This is a genomic window from Luteimonas sp. TWI382, assembly GCF_039674545.1.
Classification (GTDB): domain Bacteria; phylum Pseudomonadota; class Gammaproteobacteria; order Xanthomonadales; family Xanthomonadaceae; genus Luteimonas.
Map to the genome: position 1 here is coordinate 78,068 of NZ_JBDJNS010000006.1, position 19,523 is coordinate 97,590.

Genomic DNA, 19,523 nt, shown 5'->3' on the forward strand with positions numbered 1-19,523 from the left:
CGCGCCTGCGCGGGGGCTTTGCCTAGAATCGCGCGGCGTAACGCAGACTGAGTCGGGTGCCTTCGGAGCGATCCTTCGCCAGGGTCTCGACGTACGCCGCGGCGTGCAGTGAGACGGCGCCACGCGACCAGCCCAGTGCGGGCCCGACACCCACAATGCGCTCGCGTCCCGGTTGTGGAACGCCGTCGATGCGGTCGTCGGTGACCTGGACCAGCGCGTACAGCGCAGCGCCGATGCGCAGGTCCTGGCCAGCCGAACGCGAGATCGATGCGTTGAGATGCACCGCTTGCCCGGCCTGCACGTCGGCGGCGTCGAGGTCGGGCGCGGGATCGTGGTTGGCACGGGTCCACAGGTAGTGCACGCGACCGCTGAGCTCCCAGGCATCGGACCGCTCCCACGTGAACGCGTAGTGCGGATTGAACTGCAGCACGTTGCGTCCCGCGTCCAGGCGGCCGGGCGTGCTGTAGCGTCCGGTGGGCAGGGTCACATTGAGGTTGAGGCGCTGCCAGAACGGCCGTCCGCCGAGGCGCGTCTGCGGCCATTGCAGAATCAGCGGACTGATGAAGACATCGCCGAGGCCGTGCGTGTGCACAGGGCTGTCGTGCGCGGGCGTGCTCTGCGCATGGACCCACGGCACGATGAGTTCTCCACCCCAATGGGCGCCCAGGACGCGGCGGTTGGAGATCACGCTGAGCTGGCCGAGCAGCACCACGGATTCGAACTGCGCTGCATCGAGCGTACGTTGCCCACGGTCATCCAGAGACCGCTGCGCACGATGCGCCGACAGGGTCAGCTGGGCCATCCAGCCCGGCCCAGCGATCCCGTCCTGAAACGTACTGTCACCGAGGTTCACCGGCGGCAGCGTCACGTCCGCCTGCGCCTGGCACATCGATCCCCCGGCCAAAGCGAGCACAGCGATGCCGGCAATCACCCTCATTGGCCTGGCGCCAACGGGTGCCGGCCGGCAGGCGTGGCGTGCATCGCCAGCAGGGCGATCAGCACCAGCGGCAGTGCCACCCAGTGCCAGCTCCCGGCGCTGGCCACGCCTGCGGCGAGTACCGGGCCGATGACGATCCCGACGTTATTGCCTTGCGTGGCCAGGCCCACGATCGAGCCGAGCGTGCCCGGTCGCCTGGCCAGGCGCGGCGCCGCATCGAAGATCGCGACCGGAATGAATGCCCCGACGAACGAGAACAGCACACACAGCAGGTAAGCCAGTTCGCCGGGCAGTGGCAGGGCCAGAATGCCCAGACTGCACAGCGCCAGGGTCGCGAAGCTTGCGCGCAGGATCCGGGGCGCGTCGAGGCCGCGCTGCAGCAGCATGCCGCCGGCCAGACATCCGGCAGCGCCGGCCAGAACGGCGAGCGCGCTGAGCATGCCGGCGGTGGATCCGCCGACCCCGAGACGCTCGCCAAGGAGCGTCGGCAGGAATCCGAACAGGGCGAAGAACATCGCGGTGTAGGCGCAGAACTGGCCGGCGAGCCACCATGCGCCCCTGTCTTCGAGCACCCGTCGCAGGCCGTGCTGCCAGTGGCGGCCCTCGCCCTGCCCCTCGGTTGGAGGCAGATCCCGTGTGCCCGACACCAGGACCAGTGCATACACAGCCAGCAGGGCCGCATTCGCCCACCACAGGCCGCGCCATCCCAGGGTGGCCAGTCCCGGCGCCGCGAACAGCACAAGCGCCATCCCCAGGGGCATGAACATCGCCCACGCGGCGAACGCCTGCTTGCGTGTCGCGGGGGACGTTGCCGCCACCACCAGCACAGGCGCGGCCACGGTCACGGCGAGAAAACCCAGCCCTTCCAGCGCCCGTGCCGCCAGCAGCAGGCCAAGGCCCGGTGCCATCGCGCCCAGCGCTGAGCCGACCGCCTGCAGCAGCAGCCCGGCGACGACCGTCGGGCGCGCCTGAATCCGGTCCGACACCGCCCCGACCAGCACGCTGACCAGCGCCCCGACCATCGCGAACGCCGACAGCACCCAGGAGGCGGCCGACAAGTCCACGCCCAGATCCAGGCGGATCGATTCCAGCGCCAGGGTCGCCTTGCCCACCTGGAAGGCGGAGACGATGCCCGCACCAACGACCAGCGACAGCGCGAGCCGGTCCCTCGTGGCAGCCATGGGCACGGGCCCATCTAGGCGATGCGAGGTCATGGTGACGCCTCCCCTCGCAGCCCGGCGTGCCCGGCCAGGGCCGCGGCGATCCGGGCCACATGGGCGCCCTGGAACCGGGCGCCTTCCAGTTCGTTGGCGCTGGGCTGGCGATCGCGGTCGTTCTCTGCGCTGGCCAGCGTCGATGCCCCGTACGGCGTTCCGCCGGTCACCTCGTCCATGCGCAGCTGGCCCTTGAACGTGTACGGCAGGCCCACGATCACCATGCCCAGATGCAGCAACACGGTGTGGGTGGACTGGAGCGTGGTTTCCTGGCCGCCGTGTTGGCCGCCGGTCGATGTGAACGCACTGCCGACTTTCCCCACCAGCGCATCGCGGACCCAGAGTCCGCCGGTCTGGTCGAGGAAATTCTTCATCTGCGCGGCCATGTTGCCGTAGCGCGTCGGCGTGCCCACGACGATCGCGTCGTACTCCGGCAACTCGGCCACGGTCGCGACCGGAGCGGACTGGTCGGTTCTGTAACCCGCGCGGCTGGCCACGCCTTCGGGCACCAGTTCGGGCACCCGCTTGACCGCAACCTCGGCGCCGGCGCCCCGGGCGCCGTCGGCAACCGCGTGCGCCATCGTTTCGATATGGCCGTAGGCCGAGTAGTACAGCACCAGAACCCTGGGCATGCGAAGTATCTCCACGGGAATCGTGGCCACCTTCGCAGCGGCATCCGATCTACGGAAGTGCTAATATTTTGCTCGATCCGATCGATGGAATAGATCAATGATCGACGGCCTGACCCTCGACCAACTGCGCGTCCTGGTGGCCGTGGCCGACACCGGAAGCTTCCGCGCGGCCGCAAAGCGCATCCGGCGGGTGCAATCTGCGGTGAGTCACGCAATCGCAAGCCTGGAGACGCAATTGGGGGTACGCCTGTTCGACCGTTCCGGTCGTCGGCCGGCCCTGACCCCCGAGGGGCGTGCCCTGCTCGCCGATGCCCGGGGCATCGTGCTGCGGGCCGATGCGATGCGCGCCCGCGCACGCGGATTGGGCGAAGGTGTGGAACTGGGCCTGTCGCTGGTCGTCGATACGCTGTTCCCGATCCACGCGGTCGCCCACGCCCTCGACGCGATGCATCGACACTACCCGTCCGTTGCCGTGCGTCTGCGTGCAGCCCCATTGGGCGAGCCGCTGGCCGCGCTGCGCGAGGGACGTTGCACGCTCGCCATCACCGTGGGCGAAGAGTTCCGGGAGCCGGAGATCCAGCTCGAGGCTTTGTCGCCGGTGCCGTTCGTCGCGGTGGCCGCAGCCGGCCATCCGCTGGCCAGCCCGCCCGGCGGCCTGACGCCATCGGCGCTGGCCGAGCATCTGCAGATCGTGCTCGAAGACGCCAGCGCACGGAGCGCGGACAAGGATTTCGGCGTGCTGTCGCCCAGCACCTGGCGGGTGGCCGGACAGGACATCAAGCACGTGATGATCAGCGAAGGCCTGGGCTGGGGCCGGTTGCCGCTGTGGGCCGTCGAGGCCGAACTGGCGTCGGGACGGTTGAAGCGGCTCGATGTTCCCGCGCTCGGTCAACACGGGCGCGTGGATCTCGCGTCGTATCTGGCGCACCGCAACGACCGCCCGCTCGGGCCCGCCGCCCGCGTCATGCGCGCTGCGCTGCGTTCACTTGCTCAGGCAACCCGGGCCGATGGTGCGGAGGCAGCGTCGCAAGGCCAGATGCGCTGACGATCCACACCGCGCTGGTGTGACGCGGACCGTGGCGCCGTCCTGCATGCGCGCGCATCCGGCAGTCCTGCCCGCTGTGGCATGGCATCATCGGCGCCCCGTTCCATCATGACAGGCATTCGATGTCGCTTCGCCGCATTCTCCGGCCCGCAACTGCTGCCATGCTGCTGTCCACCGCTTGCGCTGCGGCGGCGCTCGCGCTCCTTCTGCTGCCAACGTCTTTGCACGCCGCCGACGCGCAGGTGTCCAAGACCCGGGAAGACAGCGTGGCCATCGTTGCCGACATGCGGCGCGTGGTCACCGATCACGGTGTCGAACGCCTCGAGAAAGTCCGGATCGGCGGCATCGATCAATGGGTTTCCATTCGCGGCAGCGATCGCCGCAATCCCGTGCTGTTGATGCTCCACGGCGGTCCGGGTTGGGTGTCGATGCCGACGAGCTGGTACTTCCAGCGTGGCTGGGAGGAGTTTTTCACGGTCGTGCAGTGGGACCAGCGCGGCGCGGGCAAAACCTACGCGAGCCATGATCCCGACGCGATCGCCCCGACGATGACCCGCGAACGCATGGTGGCCGATGCCGTGGAGATGGTGGCCTGGCTGCGCGAGGCGTTCTCGCAGGACAGGATCTTCGTGCTGGGCCAGTCCTGGGGCAGTTATCTGGGACTCGAAGTGGCGCGACAGCGGCCGGAGTGGCTGCATGCCTACATCGGCGTCGGCCAGATCTCGAATGCACCGGAAAGCGAGCGTCGTGGCTGGGCATGGACGCTGGAACAGGCTCGCCAGGACGGCAATGCGGAAGCTGTCGAGGAATTGATGTCGCTGCAGCCCTACGCGCAGGGCACGGCGCCGGTCCCGCTGGACGATCTGTTCAAGCAACGCAAATGGCTCAACCACTATGGCGGCATGGTCCACAACCGCCGCGGCGGACAGGCCGAGGCTGCAGCCCTGTGGCTGGCACCCGAGTACACCGATGCCGATCTGGCAGCGGTCTGGGCCGGCAATGACTACTCGATGACGCATCTCCTGTCTGGGGTCCTGACGCTGGACATGACCACGATCCGCGAGCTCCAGACCCCGTTGTTCCTGTTTCTGGGTCGCCACGACCACAATGTGTCGTCCGAACTGGCGGCCGAATGGTTCGCGACCGTCGACGCGCCGTGCAAGGAACTGGTCTGGTTCGAGCAGTCGGCACACGAGGTCATGAACGAGGAACCGGGCAAGATGCTGCTCACGCTGGTGGCGCATGTGCGTCCGATGGCGACCGGGGCCGAAGGCCCCGGCGCATCGGTCCGGCGCTGCCGCCAAGACTAGACCGCGTCGGCTAGAACCAGGTCCTGACCCCGATCACCCAGCGCGTCTCGCGTCCGCTGCCGCCGTCGGCCTGCGCTAGCGCCCGGGTCTGGCCAAAGCTGCGCTCGTGCACGACGCCGATGTACGGCGCGAAGCGCCGGGTAACCTCGTAGCGCAACCGCAGACCGGCTTCGATCCCGTTCAGGCCGCTGCCGATCCGGCGCGAGGGATCCGACTCGCTGGCGGCCGAGAGCTCGACCGCCGGCTGCAGGATCAGGCGGTTGGTCAGCAACAATTCGTACTCGATCTCCAGCTCGGCGAGCACGCGGCCGCGATCGTCGACATGCGCCATTGCCGAGACTTCGAAGAAGTACGGCGCCAGCCCCTGCACGCCGAGACTTGCGTAGGTCTTGGCACGCCCCGGCGCGAACACGTGATGAGCGCCGGCGACGACGTCCCACCACGGCGACACGCTGCGGCCATAGAGCGCATCCAGCGAAGCGTCGTGGGTGCGGCCGGCCACGCGCTCGCCGGCGGACTTGAGCCACAAGCGGTGCAGATCGCCGCCGATCCAGCTGTCCACTTCCCAGCCCAGGCCATGGCCGTGATCGGTATCGAAGCCTTCGAGTCGGTCGACGCGTACAAGATGGCGGATCGCCGAATCGCCCATCGCATGGGGATGCAACGACGGAAATGCGGCCTCGCGATCGGCCTCAGTGAGCGCAGGAATTGGCGTGCGCGGAGGCGCATCCGCAGGCAAGTCGCCTGCCCCAGGCGCAGGTCCGGAGTGGCCCTCCATCTCGGCGGCTGCTGGGTGTCCTGCTGCAGCCTCCATCCCTGCGTGATCCATCCCAGCATGATTCATTCTGGAGTGGTCCACCTGCGAATCATCGCGGGCGGGATGTCGGGCACTTGCGGGCATCGCCTGTTGCAGGCGCGCCGCATCGTCAGCAGGTGTCTCGTGCGCCGTCCGATCCGCATGTACGCCATGGTCCGTCCGGGGATGCGGACGGGTCGTTTTCACAGTGGTTCGATGCGCGCCCTGCCCCGCTTGCTTGGGCGCAGCGGGGGCAGGGTGCCGGTGTGCGGACGCGCCATGCGATGCGGCCGTCGACGGCGGTCGATGCGTTTCGCCATGGCCGTGGCCATGCGCGTGGTCCTGCGCCTGCGCGCCGCCAGCAACGAGCAGCGCAGCGGCGAGCAACGAGGGCATGCACCTGGGATGCGAGGTGGCGGCGCTCATTCGACCACCTGCACTTCGCGGAACATGCCCGCTTCCATGTGATACAGCAGGTGGCAGTGGAAGGCCCAGCGACCGAGCGCGTCGGCGCGCACGCGCAAGCTCCGGCGCGTACCGGGCGGCATGTCGACGGTGTGCTTGCGCAACTGAAAGCGGCCGTCGTCGTCCTCCAGGTCGCTCCACATGCCATGCAGGTGGATGGGATGGGTCATCATCGTGTCGTTGACCAGCACGATGCGCATGCGCTCGCCGTAGTTGAGCCGCAGCGGCGCGGCGTCGCTGAACTTGATGCCGTCGAACGACCAGGCGAACTTCTCCATGTGGCCGGTCAGGTGCAGCTCGACATCGCGCGACGGCGCGCGGCCGTCCGGGTCGTCGAACAGGCTGCGCATCGCCCCGTAGGTCAGCACCGTGCGGCCGTTGTCGCGCAGCCCGATGCCGGGATCGTCGAGCTTCGGCGCCGGGGTCATGGTCTGCATGTCGATGAGCGGGTTGCCGCGCTCGCTGTCGGGGTGCGCCTGCATCGGCATGGCACCATGCCCCATCGCGGCGTGGTCGTGGCCGTCACCGTGCGCGCCTGCCGCATGGCCGTCCTGCCCCATGCCCTGCCCCGCACCATGATCCATGCCATGCATGCCGCCGTGGCCCATGTCGTCCATGGTCAGGATCGGCCGTGGGTCGACCGCAGGGACCGGTGCGCGCAAGCCCTCCCGTACGGCGAGCGTGCCGCTGACGAAGCCGGTCCGGCCCATGTCCTGGGCGAAGATCGTGTAGGCATCCTGGCCTGAAGGCTCGACGATCACGTCGAAGGTCTCGGCCACAGCGATGCGGAACTCGTCGACCGTCACCGGGTGCACGTACTGGCCGTCGGCCGCAACGACGGTCATCTTCAGGCCCGGGATGCGGACGTCGAAGTAGGTCATCGCCGAGCCGTTGATGAAACGCAGGCGGATCTTCTCGCCGCTCCGGAACAGGGCGGTCCAGTTGCCTGGCGACGTCGTGCCGTTCATCAGGTAGGTGTAGGTGTGCGCATTGACGTCGGACAGGTCGGTCGGCGTCATCCGCATCTGCCCCCACGCGCGGCGGTCGGCGAGCGTGGCGCGCCAGCCGTCGCGACGCACGTCGCGGGCGAAGTCGCCGGCCGTGCGCTTGTACCAGTTGTCGTGCTCGGCCATCTGCTTGAGCCGCGTGAACAGCGCATGCGGATCGAGGTCGGTCCAGTCGGTCAGCAGCACGACGTAGTCGCGGTCGTAGGCGAAGGGTTCGGGCGCGATCGGGTCGATGATCAGCGCGCCGTACATGCCCGCCTGTTCCTGGAACCCCGAATGGCTGTGGTACCAGTAGGTGCCGCCCTGGCGTACGTCGAAGCGATACTGGAACGTCTCGCCGCGATGGATGCCGTCGAAGCTCATGCCCGGCACGCCGTCCATGTTCGCCGGCAGCACGATGCCGTGCCAGTGCACCGAGGTCATGTCGCCGAAGATCGAGCCGGCCGGCAGCGCATTGCGCACGCGCAAGGTGACCGTGGTGCCTTCGCGCCAGCGCAGGATCGGCGCGGGCAGGCTGCCGTTGAGGGTCGCGGCCGGCCGGGTGCGGCCGGTGAAGTTCACCAGTGTCTCGCCGACCACCAGGTCGAAGTCGGTGCCGGCCAGGATCCGACCGTGCGGGGATTGCAGTGCCCAGGACGGGCGCGGCCAGGCGCCGAGGCCGGCGGCCAGGCCACCGAGCGCCAGGCCCTGGACAAAACGGCGGCGCGCGGGGTCGAAGCCGCCGCGGCCAGAGAACATATCGGAAGTCATCGCTACTCCATCCGTAGGGAGCCCGGTCACACGGGCGCTGCGCCCTGCCCCTCGCGGGGTGGGCGATCGATGCGGATCAGAGGTGGGCGATGGGAGGGCGGTTCGGTTGGACAGGGGCAGGATCTGCACGCACCTGCAGTCCGTGCGCGTCGTGGCGCGTCGGCCGGGGCAGCAGCATCAGCGGGCGGAGGCGCGGCATGAGCGCGATGCTGCAGCCGTGGAGGCAACGGCAACCGTCGTCGTCGCACGCCGCGTGGGGTGTGTTGGCCCTGCCCGGCTCCGACGGCGCCTGCTCGGCATCGCCGTGACAAGGAGAAGCATCGGCGCCGCCTCCATGGCCGGCGTCGTGCGTCGCGATATCGCGCGGGATCGGGGGCGAAGCGAAGACGACGCCCGTCGCCTCGATCAGCAGCAGTGCGAGCAGCAGGATGCGGACGGCAGTGGCGGAGATCCGGGGCATCGATGCCGATTATACCGGGCCGTCCCGCCCGGCACCGGCGAGCGGGACGCCCTCCGCATCCGCCTGTTGCCGGAGCAGCGCGACCAATGCCTCGGGCGCGAGCGGCCGCGAGACGAGATAGCCCTGCGCCTCGTCGCACTGCCATTCGCGGAGTCTGGCCATCTGCTCGGGCGATTCCACGCCCTCGGCGACCGTGCGATAGCCCAGTTCGGCCGACAGCTTGAGCACCGTCCTGACCAGCCGCGCGCGGCGCTCGCTGGTCTCGATGCCAGCGAGCAGCCCGCGGTCGATCTTGATCGTAGTGGCAGGCAGCTCGTTGAGGTACGAGAAGTTGCTGTAGCCCGCGCCGAAATCATCGATCGCGATGTTGAACCCCTGCGCCTGCAGCGCGGCGAGCTGGGCGGCGACCCGGCCCTTGTCGCGCAGCCATTCGCCCTCGGTGACCTCCAGCTCCAGTCGCGGCGGCGCGACGCCGAACTCGCGGGCCAGCCCGGCGACGTAATCCGGCAGCTGTCCATCGCGGAAATCCGCACCCGACAGGTTGACCGAGATGTCGAGCACGACCCCCTGCTGCTCCCAGGCCTGCAGTTGCACGAGCGCCTGGCGCAGCACCCAGCGGGTGACCAACGGCATCAGCGTCGTGCCTTCGATGACCGGGATGAACTCGTCGGGGGCGATGTCGCCGTACTCGGGATGCCGCCAGCGCAGCAAGGCCTCGACCGAATGCAGACGCCCGGTCGACAGACGCAGCCGGGGCTGGTACATCAGCGAGAACTCATGCGTCTCCAGCGCGCGCTCGACCTGCGTGGCCAGGCGGTAATGACGTTGCAGGCGGGCGTCGCGATCACGGTCGTACGCGCACCAGGTCGCACCGGTCTCCAGCGACGCATGCATCGCGGTGACGGCACGGCGCAGCACATCGGCGGCATCGTCCGCGGAGAAACTCGCCACACCGGCGTGGAACACGGCCTGCAAGGTCAAGCCGCTGCTCACCACCGGCTCGCTGAGCCGCTCGCGCAGGTCTTCGAGGACCGCCTCGACGTCTCCTTCCGCCACGTTCGCCAGCACGAAGGCGAACCGGGTCACGCCGACGTGGTACAGCCGTGCGGTGTCGCCCAGGGCGTCGGTCAGGCGATAGCCCAACTGCCGGATGATCGATTCGACCGGCGCCACCCCCAGGGCCTGGTTCAAGCGGTGGGCGCTGGCCAGATCGAGCACGTCGATGATGCACAGGTACGACAGGGCCGGTATCCCGGGCGATGCATGCCGCAGCGATTCGCGCAGGTCCCAAGCCAGCTGCTGGCGGTTCGCCAGGCCGGTCACCGGGTCGCGCCGCCCCATCGACCGGAGCAGCGAGATCTGCCCCACCACCAGGTGCGCAAACGAACGTAGCTGCTCGCGCTCGACATCGTCCAGCCGGCGCGGCGCGTAGTCGATCAAGCAGATCGTTCCGACCTTGTAGCCGTCGCCGAGCACCAGCGGCGCACCGGCGTAGAACCGCATGCAAGGGACCTGCGTGACCAGCGGATTGCGCGCGAACAGCGGGTCGGCGGTCAGGTCGCAGACCTCGTAGATGTCGTCCTGCTCGATTGCATGCGTGCAGACCGAGATCTCGCGGCTGCTCCCGCGCAGCTCGGTGCCGACACAGGACAGGAAGTGCTGGTCCACCTCGTCGACCAGGGAGATGAGGACCGTCTTCACCCGGAATGCGAACGCAGCCAGGGACACGATTCTGTCCAATTCAGGATGCCCCGCCAGCGACAACAGATCCAGACTGCGGATCAACGCGATCCGGTCGGCCTCATGCATCGATCTCACGTCCGTCTCCCCCCTAGGCGCCTGGCGAAACGCTACTCCTGTGGCGTCGATCCGTCATGACGGCAGTGTGCCGCGCGGGACAAAAAAAAACGGGCCGCTTCGCATCGAAGCAACCCGTTCGCAGAGCGTTGAGTGGCGTCCCCACGGGGATTCGAACCCCGGTGTCCACCGTGAAAGGGTGGTGTCCTAGGCCTCTAGACGATGGGGACGCAGAAGCCTGCATCATGTCGCGGACCGGCCTTGTGGTTCGCGACGAAATTGTGGTGGAGCCAGGCGGGATCGAACCGCCGACCTCCTGCATGCCATGCAGGCGCTCTCCCAGCTGAGCTATGGCCCCACAGTGGGAAGCGCGAAATTGTAGGGATGCCGTGCGGCAACGTCAACAAGTTTTCGCTTCCATCTCACTCGCAACTTGCGGCCTCCGGATGGGTGCCTTCAGCCGAGAAGTTCGGCTTCGTTGCGAGCGAGGCGCGCATCATCCAGATTCGGACGCAAAGTTGCAACCCCATGGCCCTGCTCCACCAGATATTGCAGCCACTTGCCCAGGAACGTGTTCATGCGCAAGCGGTGGTCGACCACTTCGGCCGGCGGCGGAAACATGCCGATGACGTCTTGCCAGCGCCGGCCGACGTAGCAATGCGTCGCCTCGACCTGGCCGGCGTCGCGATACAGGCGCAGGTGCGCAGAGGGATCCGGCTCGCCGGTCAGCGGATCGAGCATGGTGTAGCTCAGCCGCAGTTCGGTGGTGTAGCGATGCTGCGCGATCACGTCGAGCCGGACCGTCGGCGTACCCGACGCCTGTGACAGGTAGGGGCCGGGAGACAGGTCGCCGGGATGGAACAGCCGGGTGAGCCGGACGTGGTTCTCGGCATACAGCGCCATCAGCCAGCCGAAGCGGCCCAGGGCGGGCATCCGGACACGAGTGGAGTCGACATTGGCCATGACGCGATCCTACACGCCGTGCAGTGAACCGCCCGGCAGCCCCGGTCCGCGCCGCGTCAGTACATCACCCGCTCGATGCCCAGGGTCGACATCACCTTGCTGGAAATCTCCTCGATCGAGGTATGGGTGGTGCTCAGCACCGGAATGCGCTCGGCCCGGAACAGCGACTCGGCCGCGCTGACCTCTTGGCGGCAGGTCTCGAGCTTGGCGTAGCGCGAGTTCGGGCGCCGCTCCTGGCGGATCTGGGCCAGGCGCACCGGGTCGATCGTCAGTCCGAACAGCTTGGCCCGGTGCGCGCGCAGCCGCGGCGGCAGCCGATCGTGCTCGAGATCCTCGTCGGTGAGCGGATAGTTCGCCGCGCGCACGCCGTGGTGCAGCGCCAGGTAGATGCAAGTCGGCGTCTTGCCGGCGCGCGACACCGCCACCAGGATCACATCGGCCTCGTCGTAGTTGACCGACATGCCGTCATCGTGCGCGAGCGCGAAGTTCATCGCGTTGATGCGGCGGTGGTAGGTGTCGAAGTCCACCATGCCGTGGGCACGCCCGACGCGCGACTCGCGCGCCTCGACCAGTTCGCGCTCCAGCGGCTCGATGAACGGCGCGAACACGTCGAGCACCAGGGCCCCGCTCTCCTCCAGGATGGTCGCCAGGCCCGGGTCGACGCAGGAGCTGACGACGATCGGACGTGCCCCCATGGCCTCGCCACGGGCGCGGATCAGCGCCGCGACTTCGCGCGCGCGCTCGGCGTTGTCGACGAACGGAATCCGGTTGGTGCTGAACTGCGTGCCGCTGAACTGGGTCAGCAGGCTGTGGCCGATGGTCTCGGCGGTGATACCGGTGCCATCTGAGACGTAGAACACGGGACGGGATGTCGGCATGACGGAAGCCGTCGCATCGGCGAGCGCCGCGGCGCCCGGGAGGGCTAAAATAACCCGTCTCAGCCGGACCCGCCGGTCCGGTCTCCCCGATCACGCGACACGGAGCCTCCTCTTGAGCGCCAATATCCTGTGGCTGCACGACCTTCGACTCACCGACCTGGCCCAGGTCGGCGGCAAGAATTCTTCCCTCGGCGAGATGATCGGCAACCTGGCCAAGCTGGGCGTCTCGGTCCCCGGGGGCTTCGCCACGACGGCCGACGCGTTCAAGGCGTTCATTGCGCACAACGATCTGCACCAGCGCATCTTCGACCGGCTCGCGCCGCTCGATGTCGAGGACGTGGGCGCGCTGACCGCCGCTGGCCGCGAGATCCGCGGCTGGGTCACCCAGGCCCCGTTGCAGCCCGAGCTGGACGCCGACATCCGCACCGCCTACGAAAAGCTGGCGTCGGAGAACGGCGGCGGCGACATCGCCGTGGCCGTGCGCTCGTCGGCCACCGCCGAGGACCTGCCCGACGCCTCGTTCGCGGGCCAGCAGGAGACCTTCCTCAACGTCACCGGCGCCGACGACGTCGTGCACAAGGTCAAGGAGGTCTTCGCCAGCCTCTACAACGACCGCGCGATCGCCTACCGCGTCCACCACGGCTTCAAGCACGAGGACGTGTTCCTGTCGGCCGGCGTGCAGCTGATGGTGCGCTCGGACATCGGCGCCTCGGGCGTGCTGTTCACGCTTGACACCGAGTCGGGCTTCCGCGATGTGGTGTTCGTGACCTCGAGCTTCGGCCTGGGCGAGATGGTCGTCCAGGGCGCGGTCAATCCCGACGAGTTCTACGTCTACAAGCCGACGCTCAAGGCGGGCAAGCCGGCGATTCTGCGCCGCTCGATCGGTGCCAAGCAGCTGCGGATGGTCTACTCCGACGTCCCCGGCGAGCGGGTACGCACCGAGGACACGCCGGCCGAACTGCGCAACACCTTCTCCCTCGACGATGAGGACGTGCAGGAACTCGCACGCCAGGCGTTGATCATCGAAGAGCACTACCAGCGCCCGATGGACATCGAGTGGGCGAAGGACGGCGCCAGCGGCAAGCTGTTCATCGTGCAGGCGCGTCCGGAGACGGTGAAGTCGCGCGCCAAGAACACCCAGATCGAGCGTTTCTCGCTGGAGCAGCGCGGCGAGGTGGTCTGCGAGGGCCGCGCGATCGGCCAGAAGATCGGCGCGGGCGTGGCGCGCGTGGTGCGCCGGCTCGAGGACATGGATCGGGTGCAGCCGGGCGATGTGCTGGTGGCCGACATGACCGATCCTGACTGGGAGCCGGTGATGAAGCGTGCTTCGGCGATCGTCACCAATCGCGGCGGCCGCACCTGCCACGCCGCGATCATCGCTCGCGAGCTCGGCGTGCCGGCCGTCGTCGGTACCGGCAATGCGCTGGAAACGATCGAGGACGGCCAGGAAGTCACGGTCAGCTGCGCCGAGGGCGACACCGGCTACATCTATGCCGGCAAGCTGCCGTTCGATCGCACCACGACCGATCTGACCTCGATGCCCGAGGCGCCGCTGAAGATCATGATGAACGTCGCCAACCCCGAGCGCGCGTTCGACTTCGGCCAGTTGCCCAACGCCGGCATCGGACTGGCACGGCTGGAAATGATCATCGCCGCGCACATCGGCGTGCACCCCAATGCGCTGCTGCAGTACGACCGGCAGGATGCGGCGACCAAGAAGAAGATCGACGCCAAGACCATCGGCTACCGCAGCCCGGTCGACTTCTACGTCGACCGCCTGGCCGAAGGCATCGCGACGCTGACTGCCTCGGTCGCGCCCCATCCGGTGATCGTGCGCCTGTCGGACTTCAAGTCCAACGAGTACGCCAACCTGATCGGCGGCAGCAACTTCGAGCCGCACGAAGAGAACCCGATGATCGGCTTCCGCGGCGCCAGCCGCTACGTGGACGATTCGTTCGCCGAAGCGTTCGCGCTCGAATGCCGCGCGGTGCTCAAGGTCCGCAACACGATGGGCCTGGAGAACCTGTGGGTGATGATCCCGTTCGTGCGCACGCTCGACGAGGGACGCAAGGTCGTCGAGGTGCTGGAGAAGAACGGCCTGAAGCAGGGCGAGAACGGCCTGAAGATCATCATGATGTGCGAAGTCCCGTCCAACGCGCTGCTGGCCGACGAGTTCCTCGACATCTTCGACGGCTTCTCGATCGGCTCCAACGATCTCACCCAGCTCACGCTGGGCCTGGATCGCGACTCGTCGATCGTCGCGCACCTGTTCGACGAACGCGACCCGGCGGTCAAGAAGCTGCTGTCGATGGCGATCAAGGCCGCACGCGCGAAGGGCAAGTACGTGGGCATCTGCGGCCAGGGCCCCTCGGACCATCCGGACCTGGCGCAATGGCTGATGGAAGAAGGCATCGAGTCGGTGTCGCTCAACCCCGATACCGTGGTCGATACCTGGCTGCGGCTCGCGAAGTCGAAGGCACGCGCGGGCTGACCGCCCTGCCCCACGAAAAGCCCGGGATGTTCCCGGGCTTTTTTGTGGCTCTTTGCGAGGTCAGGGACATCTTGCTTTTCCACTGCCTCCTCTCCGGAACGCGCGTCGCGCCGGCCGGGGATTGCTCCCCGGCTCGGTCAGCCATCCATGGCTGACTCGCCGCCGCGGGCCATCCATGGCCCGCTATCGCAACCCCCGACCAGCACGACGCACTGAGCCTGCCAGTGCGCGATTTCTCCCAGCATGCGACGTTGCGTTTACTCGAAGCCGGAGCGCACACGTCTGCAGCAGCGGACTGACGGTCGGTGGCCGCGCCAAGCGCGCCATGGGTGAGCCCGTTCTGCTTGCGCGGCATGCCGCGCGAGCGGGCGAACGCCCGGCGTGCTACGCCGGGCCGGACCAATCCGCAAAGCGGAGCGGGCGCGCGCCCGAGTCAGGACAGGGTGAGCATGGATGGCGTGCGCGGCACTGCCGCGCATCCATGCGAACGCCACGCGTGCTTCGCGTGGCCGGACCGCGAAGCGGCCTGCCGAGGGAAGAGCGGCTACCGGGCGGCAGGCCGATGCCTATCCGAAGTGGCCCCCGCAACGGCTCGCGCAGCGAGCACTAGAGCCGTGCACCTTTCTACCGCAGGCAGAGAATCAAGGCTGCGCCAGCGCCGCCATGTGGCGCCGGTAGTGCCGGAGCTCGTCGATCGAATCGTGCACATCGCTCAGCGCCGTATGCGCCGAATGCTTGGTGAAGCCCGACAGGATCTGCGGCGCCCAGCGGCGCGCCAGCTCCTTGAGCGTGCTCACGTCCAGGTTGCGGTAGTGGAAGAACTTCTCCAGCGCCGGCATCTGCCGGTGCAGGAAGCGCCGGTCCTGGCAGATCGAATTGCCGCACATCGGCGAACGCCCCGGCTCGACCCACTGCTGCAGGAACGCCAGCGTGCGCGCCTGCGCCTCGGCCAGGCCGACGCCTTGCTCCAGCGAACGCGCCCACAGCCCCGAGCGCGTGTGCTGGTTGCGGTTCCAGTCGTCCATCGCCTCGAGCACATCGAGCGGCTGCACGATGGCCAGCTCCGGACCTTCGGCCAGCACGTTGAGATCGCCATCGGTGATCACGGTGGCGATCTCGAGGATCTGGTCGTGGTCGGTGTCCAGACCGGTCATCTCCAGATCGATCCAGATCAACCGGGTGTCGCTGTGCCTGTCGGCATTCATGGGCAGGTCGCCATCGCTGTCGTGGCACGCATGATATCGCAGCGGTCCCCCCCCCCCTCGCCCGCGATCAACGCGGCGGACGCCCGCGCTTGCGACGGAAGTAGTTCGTCAGCATCGGCCCGGCGACCTCGGCCAGCACCCCGCCCGTCACCTCGACCCGGTGGTTGTGCCGCGGATCGCCCAGCACGTCGAACACGCTGCCCGCCGCGCCGGTCTTGGGGTCGAAGGCCCCGAACACCACGCGCGCGATCCGCGCATGGATCATCGCCATCGCACACATCGCGCAGGGCTCGAGCGTGACCACCAGCGTGCAGCCGACGAGCCGGTGATTGCCCAGGAGCCGGCCCGCGCGGCGCATCGCCACCACTTCGGCATGCGCGCTGGGATCGTGCTCGGCGATGTTGCGATTCCAGCCCTCGCCGATGACCTCGCCCTGCGGCGACACGACCAGCGCGCCGACCGGAATCTCGTCGTCCTCGGCCATCGCCCGCTCAGCGAGCGACAGCGCCCGGCGCATCCATGTCGCGTCCGCAGCGGCGGCATCGGTCAGAGAGTGCGCGTGCAGGTCCGGCATGCCGGCATTATGGCCCGTGGCCTGCTGCACATCCCAGGCCCTGCATGCACTTGCATGGCAAGGCCCGGGCCCCGGTGGCCTCAGACGCTGCCTTCCTGCTCGTGCATGGTGATCAACGACTCCATGAGGTCTTCCTCCGCGCTCGAGCACACGCCGAGCAGCAAGGCTTCCTCGCAGCCGGTGTCGACGATGTAGGCATGCCCCATCTGGCTGTCGATGTAGATGCCCTCGCCTGCGCTGAGCACCACCGGGTCGTAGAACTCGCTGTGCACCTGGATCCGGCCTTCGAGCACGTGGATGTACTCCTCGCCGGGATGGCGCACCAGATCGCCGAACTCGGCCGTCGTCTTGGCACGGACCCGGGTGAGGATCGGGATCATCCGTTTGCGCCGCAACTCGGTGCACAGATAGAAGTAATCGTAGTTGTCGGTCTTGACCCGCAAGGCCTTGTCCAGCGTGCCGATGCTGCGGCGGGCGGTGACCGCCTGCGGCGCGGCGCCCGGCTCGGGTTCGGCAAACAGCTCCGACACGCGCATGTTCAGGCGCTGCGCCAAGTGCTGGAGCTTGTCGTAGGTCAGGGTCAGACGATCGTGCTCGATCTTCGACAGGGTGGACAGGGGGATGGCGGTGTGTTCGCTCATCTCCCTGAGCGTCCAGCCCCTGCGCGTGCGCAAGCCGCGCAGCAGGGTTCCGAGCGTGGGGCTCTTCGGACTCATCGACAGGCCTTGGTGATTCCCAGTGAAGTGACCGGCACGATACTACGGCCGGATGAACACCATCCTGATCAGGATGTTTTTTTTGCGACACGGCGCGCGGCGAGGGCCTTGTGCCCGCCCAACGTGCGTTGACCGGGCGGCGGCCGGCTCGGCGACGGATCGCGTTGGAAGCGGCCGTTCCGGACATCCCGCGACGCAAGGTTTGACATTTTTCCGATCAGGAATAATGTAGCCTGATTGAGATAATTTCGGCGGTGTCGGGCTGACCTGCATCGCCTCCGGATTTCCTGCGTCGAGGGTCATCGCATGCGTCTGTGGACGTGGCTTGTCGTGTTGTGCTGCGCCATCGCGGCGAGCTTCCCGGCCTTCGCACGGCAATCGGGGGGCGTGGCGAACGCGTCCCCGGCGGGCGCATCGTCATTGACCGAGGCCGATGTTGGCACTTGGCTGGACGGCTTCATGCCGTATGCGATCGAGCGCGGCGATATCGCCGGCGCGGTCGTCACGGTGGTCAAGGACGGCCGGATTCTGGTGCGCCGCGGCTACGGGTTCGCCGATGTCGAGCAGCGGATCCCGGTCGATCCCGACACCACCCTGTTCCGGGTGGCATCGGTCTCCAAGCTGTTCACCTGGACGGCGGTGATGCAGCTGGTCGAGGCAGGACAGCTGGACCTGGACGCGGACATCAACCGCTATCTGGACTTCGACGTGCCCGGACGCGGCGCACCGATCACGATGCGGCACCTGATGACGCATACGGCCGGGTTCGAAGCCAACATCAAGACCATGTGGACCAGCGAGGCCATCGCGCAGGCCGACGGGCTCGCGCTTGGCCCCTACCTCGCGCAGTGGGTTCCCAAGCGGATCTTCGCCCCCGGCACCGTGCCGGCGTACTCGAACTACGGCACCAGCCTGGCGGGCTACATTGTCGAGCGCATCTCAGGCCTGCCCTTCCCCGAGTACATCGAGCGCAGGATCTATGCGCCGCTGCGGATGGAGCACGCCAGCTTCCGGCAGCCGCTGCCGCCGGCGCTGCGCGCACGCGTGTCGCAGGGATACGCACGCGGCTCGGGCGCCGCGCGCGCATTCGAGGTCACGCCGTCCGTTCCAGCCGGCGGCATGTCGGCGAGCGGCGCGGACATGGCGCGTTTCATGATCGCCCACCTGTCGGCGGCCGGCGGCCACGACTCGCCGATCCTCCGGGCGTCGACCAGCGCGCAAATGCTGACCCCGCAGACGCGCTTCGCGCCGCCGTTGCACACGATGGCGCTGGGGTTCTACGAGATCGACGTCAACGGCCAACGCGTGGTCTCGCACGCCGGCGACACCTTCTCGTTCCACTCGCAGTTGTTCCTGTTCCGCGACCACGACGTGGGCCTGTTCGTGTCGCTCAACAGTGCAGGCGTCGGTGGCGTCACCGGTCCGATCCGCCGTGAACTGCTGGAGCGTTTCGCCGACCGCTACTTCCCCGCCGTCGCATCCGCGCCGGCGCCTGCCGTCGATGCGGCCGTGGCCGCCGACCAGGCGCGTCGCCTGGCGACGCCCGCCTATCGCGAATCCCGACGCAATGAGACAGGACTGGGACGGATCAGCGTCCTGTCGCAGCCGCGCCTGCAGGCGCTCGACGATGGCAGCCTGCGGTTCGAGCGCATGAAGCAGCCCAACGGGCAGCCGACGACGTTCAAGCCGGTCGGCCCCTGGCTGTGGCAGGCGACGCACAGCGAGGTGCGTCTGGCGGCGATCCTCGAGGACGGCCAGCCGGTCGGCTTCGCGGTCGACTCGGCGGCGCCATTCAATGTCTTCCTGCAGGTCGAAGGCTACCGCTCGGCGACCTGGCTCAAGCCGTTGCTGATCGGCGCGGTCGTCGTGCTGGTGCTGACCGTGCTGGCCTGGCCGATCGCGGCCATCGTCCGACGCCGCAATGGACGTCGCCTGGACTGGTCGCCGACGGCGTTGCACGCGTATCGCCTGAGCCGCGTGGCCTGCATCTGGATGCTGCTGATGCCGGCCGCCGGCCTGGCCGTGATGAGCTGGGGGGCGGCGGATTTCGCACGCTTCGACGACCGCCTCGACCCGGTCGTGATCCTGCTGGGCATCGGCAGCGTCATCGCCATCGTCGGCGGCATCGCCGCGACGGCCTGGCACCTGCTGCAGACCCTGCGCAGCCGACGCGGCGTGTTCGCAGTCCTTCGGGCCGCTCTGCTGCTGGTATCGGCCTGTGTGCTCGCCTACGTCCTGGTCCTGATGGGCCTGGCCGACTTCGCCCTCGATTACTGACCCCTC

Annotated in this window: 16 protein-coding genes and 2 tRNA genes; 4 read left to right on the forward strand and 14 right to left on the reverse strand. The window is 68.1% G+C overall.

The window, feature by feature from the left end:
* Window positions 1–22 precede the first annotated feature (22 nt).
* Genes ABE505_RS05960 through wrbA form a run of 3 tightly spaced genes read right to left on the reverse strand, consistent with a single transcriptional unit; the run spans window position 23 to window position 2,783 of the window.
* Window positions 23–937, reverse strand: coding sequence for a transporter (locus ABE505_RS05960; protein ID WP_346442487.1), 915 nt, complete (start codon window positions 935–937; stop codon window positions 23–25).
* Window positions 934–2,118 carry an MFS transporter gene (locus tag ABE505_RS05965; protein WP_346442485.1) on the reverse strand — a complete coding sequence of 395 codons (1,185 nt, stop codon included), beginning with the start codon at window positions 2,116–2,118 and terminating at the stop codon, window positions 934–936. The genes ABE505_RS05960 and ABE505_RS05965 overlap by 4 nt, the downstream gene beginning before the upstream one ends.
* A gap of 29 nt (window positions 2,119–2,147) precedes the next feature.
* Window positions 2,148–2,783, reverse strand: coding sequence for an NAD(P)H:quinone oxidoreductase (wrbA, locus tag ABE505_RS05970; protein ID WP_346442483.1), 636 nt, complete (start codon window positions 2,781–2,783; stop codon window positions 2,148–2,150).
* Between the two features lie 97 nt (window positions 2,784–2,880).
* On the opposite strand from wrbA, the gene ABE505_RS05975 reads away from it, so the two are divergent.
* A complete protein-coding gene (locus ABE505_RS05975; protein WP_346442482.1) occupies window positions 2,881–3,828 on the forward strand; it encodes a LysR family transcriptional regulator in 948 nt (315 codons plus the stop codon).
* Window positions 3,829–3,989: 161 nt separating this feature from the next.
* Window positions 3,990–5,138 carry an alpha/beta fold hydrolase gene (locus ABE505_RS05980; RefSeq protein ID WP_346442481.1) on the forward strand — a complete coding sequence of 383 codons (1,149 nt, stop codon included), beginning with the start codon at window positions 3,990–3,992 and terminating at the stop codon, window positions 5,136–5,138.
* Window positions 5,139–5,148: 10 nt separating this feature from the next.
* Here ABE505_RS05980 and ABE505_RS05985 read toward each other — a convergent pair whose 3' ends face one another.
* The 8 genes from ABE505_RS05985 to ABE505_RS06020 all read right to left on the reverse strand — a co-directional run bounded on the left by ABE505_RS05985 (window position 5,149) and on the right by ABE505_RS06020 (window position 12,254).
* Window positions 5,149–5,787 carry a copper resistance protein B gene (locus tag ABE505_RS05985; protein ID WP_346442479.1) on the reverse strand — a complete coding sequence of 213 codons (639 nt, stop codon included), beginning with the start codon at window positions 5,785–5,787 and terminating at the stop codon, window positions 5,149–5,151.
* A gap of 569 nt (window positions 5,788–6,356) precedes the next feature.
* The gene (locus ABE505_RS05990; RefSeq protein ID WP_346442477.1) at window positions 6,357–8,156 is read right to left on the reverse strand and encodes a copper resistance system multicopper oxidase; all 1,800 of its coding nucleotides are present in this window, start codon (window positions 8,154–8,156) and stop codon (window positions 6,357–6,359) included.
* A gap of 76 nt (window positions 8,157–8,232) precedes the next feature.
* A complete protein-coding gene (locus ABE505_RS05995) occupies window positions 8,233–8,616 on the reverse strand; it encodes a CopL family metal-binding regulatory protein (RefSeq protein WP_346442475.1) in 384 nt (127 codons plus the stop codon).
* 9 nt (window positions 8,617–8,625) lie between these two features.
* A complete protein-coding gene (locus ABE505_RS06000) occupies window positions 8,626–10,425 on the reverse strand; it encodes a GGDEF and EAL domain-containing protein (RefSeq protein ID WP_346442619.1) in 1,800 nt (599 codons plus the stop codon).
* 142 nt (window positions 10,426–10,567) lie between these two features.
* Window positions 10,568–10,643 (reverse strand) — tRNA-Glu (locus ABE505_RS06005).
* 52 nt (window positions 10,644–10,695) lie between these two features.
* A tRNA-Ala gene (locus ABE505_RS06010) sits at window positions 10,696–10,771 on the reverse strand.
* A gap of 98 nt (window positions 10,772–10,869) precedes the next feature.
* Window positions 10,870–11,376 (reverse strand): DUF1249 domain-containing protein, encoded by a 507-nt coding sequence (locus ABE505_RS06015; protein ID WP_346442473.1) that lies wholly within the window; start codon window positions 11,374–11,376, stop codon window positions 10,870–10,872.
* 56 nt (window positions 11,377–11,432) lie between these two features.
* Window positions 11,433–12,254, reverse strand: a complete 822-nt coding sequence (locus ABE505_RS06020) for a pyruvate, water dikinase regulatory protein (protein ID WP_346442471.1) — start codon at window positions 12,252–12,254, stop codon at window positions 11,433–11,435.
* A gap of 112 nt (window positions 12,255–12,366) precedes the next feature.
* On the opposite strand from ABE505_RS06020, the gene ppsA reads away from it, so the two are divergent.
* Window positions 12,367–14,745, forward strand: coding sequence for a phosphoenolpyruvate synthase (gene ppsA, locus ABE505_RS06025; RefSeq protein WP_346442470.1), 2,379 nt, complete (start codon window positions 12,367–12,369; stop codon window positions 14,743–14,745).
* A gap of 641 nt (window positions 14,746–15,386) precedes the next feature.
* Here the strand turns inward: ppsA and orn are convergent.
* From orn to ABE505_RS06040, 3 genes are all read right to left on the reverse strand, one after another.
* A complete protein-coding gene (gene orn, locus ABE505_RS06030; RefSeq protein WP_241946213.1) occupies window positions 15,387–15,950 on the reverse strand; it encodes an oligoribonuclease in 564 nt (187 codons plus the stop codon).
* A 67-nt stretch (window positions 15,951–16,017) separates the two neighbouring features.
* Window positions 16,018–16,524 (reverse strand): tRNA adenosine(34) deaminase TadA, encoded by a 507-nt coding sequence (gene tadA / locus ABE505_RS06035; protein WP_346442468.1) that lies wholly within the window; start codon window positions 16,522–16,524, stop codon window positions 16,018–16,020.
* A gap of 80 nt (window positions 16,525–16,604) precedes the next feature.
* Window positions 16,605–17,240: a helix-turn-helix domain-containing protein gene (locus tag ABE505_RS06040; RefSeq protein WP_346442466.1), complete on the reverse strand. Its 636-nt coding sequence runs from the start codon at window positions 17,238–17,240 to the stop codon at window positions 16,605–16,607.
* 306 nt (window positions 17,241–17,546) lie between these two features.
* Between ABE505_RS06040 and ABE505_RS06045 the strand changes: the two genes are divergently transcribed.
* Window positions 17,547–19,517, forward strand: coding sequence for a serine hydrolase domain-containing protein (locus ABE505_RS06045; RefSeq protein ID WP_346442464.1), 1,971 nt, complete (start codon window positions 17,547–17,549; stop codon window positions 19,515–19,517).
* Window positions 19,518–19,523 lie beyond the last annotated feature (6 nt).

Bases quoted from the DNA above. Each gene is read 5' to 3' on its own strand.
- ABE505_RS05990 (WP_346442477.1), bottom strand. From the start codon at position 8,156: ATGACTTCCGATATGTTCTCTGGCCGCGGCGGCTTCGACCCCGCGCGC.
- ABE505_RS05975 (WP_346442482.1), top strand. From the start codon at position 2,881: ATGATCGACGGCCTGACCCTCGACCAACTGCGCGTCCTGGTGGCCGTG.
- ABE505_RS05965 (WP_346442485.1), bottom strand. From the start codon at position 2,118: ATGGCTGCCACGAGGGACCGGCTCGCGCTGTCGCTGGTCGTTGGTGCG.
- ABE505_RS06000 (WP_346442619.1), bottom strand. From the start codon at position 10,425: ATGCATGAGGCCGACCGGATCGCGTTGATCCGCAGTCTGGATCTGTTG.
- ABE505_RS06045 (WP_346442464.1), top strand. From the start codon at position 17,547: ATGCGTCTGTGGACGTGGCTTGTCGTGTTGTGCTGCGCCATCGCGGCG.
- ABE505_RS05995 (WP_346442475.1), bottom strand. From the start codon at position 8,616: ATGCCCCGGATCTCCGCCACTGCCGTCCGCATCCTGCTGCTCGCACTG.
- ABE505_RS06020 (WP_346442471.1), bottom strand. From the start codon at position 12,254: ATGCCGACATCCCGTCCCGTGTTCTACGTCTCAGATGGCACCGGTATC.
- orn (WP_241946213.1), bottom strand. From the start codon at position 15,950: ATGAATGCCGACAGGCACAGCGACACCCGGTTGATCTGGATCGATCTG.
- tadA (WP_346442468.1), bottom strand. From the start codon at position 16,524: ATGCCGGACCTGCACGCGCACTCTCTGACCGATGCCGCCGCTGCGGAC.
- ABE505_RS05960 (WP_346442487.1), bottom strand. From the start codon at position 937: ATGAGGGTGATTGCCGGCATCGCTGTGCTCGCTTTGGCCGGGGGATCG.
- ABE505_RS05985 (WP_346442479.1), bottom strand. From the start codon at position 5,787: ATGGGCGATTCGGCGATCCGCCATCTTGTACGCGTCGACCGACTCGAA.
- ABE505_RS05980 (WP_346442481.1), top strand. From the start codon at position 3,990: ATGCTGCTGTCCACCGCTTGCGCTGCGGCGGCGCTCGCGCTCCTTCTG.
- wrbA (WP_346442483.1), bottom strand. From the start codon at position 2,783: ATGCCCAGGGTTCTGGTGCTGTACTACTCGGCCTACGGCCATATCGAA.
- ABE505_RS06040 (WP_346442466.1), bottom strand. From the start codon at position 17,240: ATGAGTCCGAAGAGCCCCACGCTCGGAACCCTGCTGCGCGGCTTGCGC.
- ABE505_RS06015 (WP_346442473.1), bottom strand. From the start codon at position 11,376: ATGGCCAATGTCGACTCCACTCGTGTCCGGATGCCCGCCCTGGGCCGC.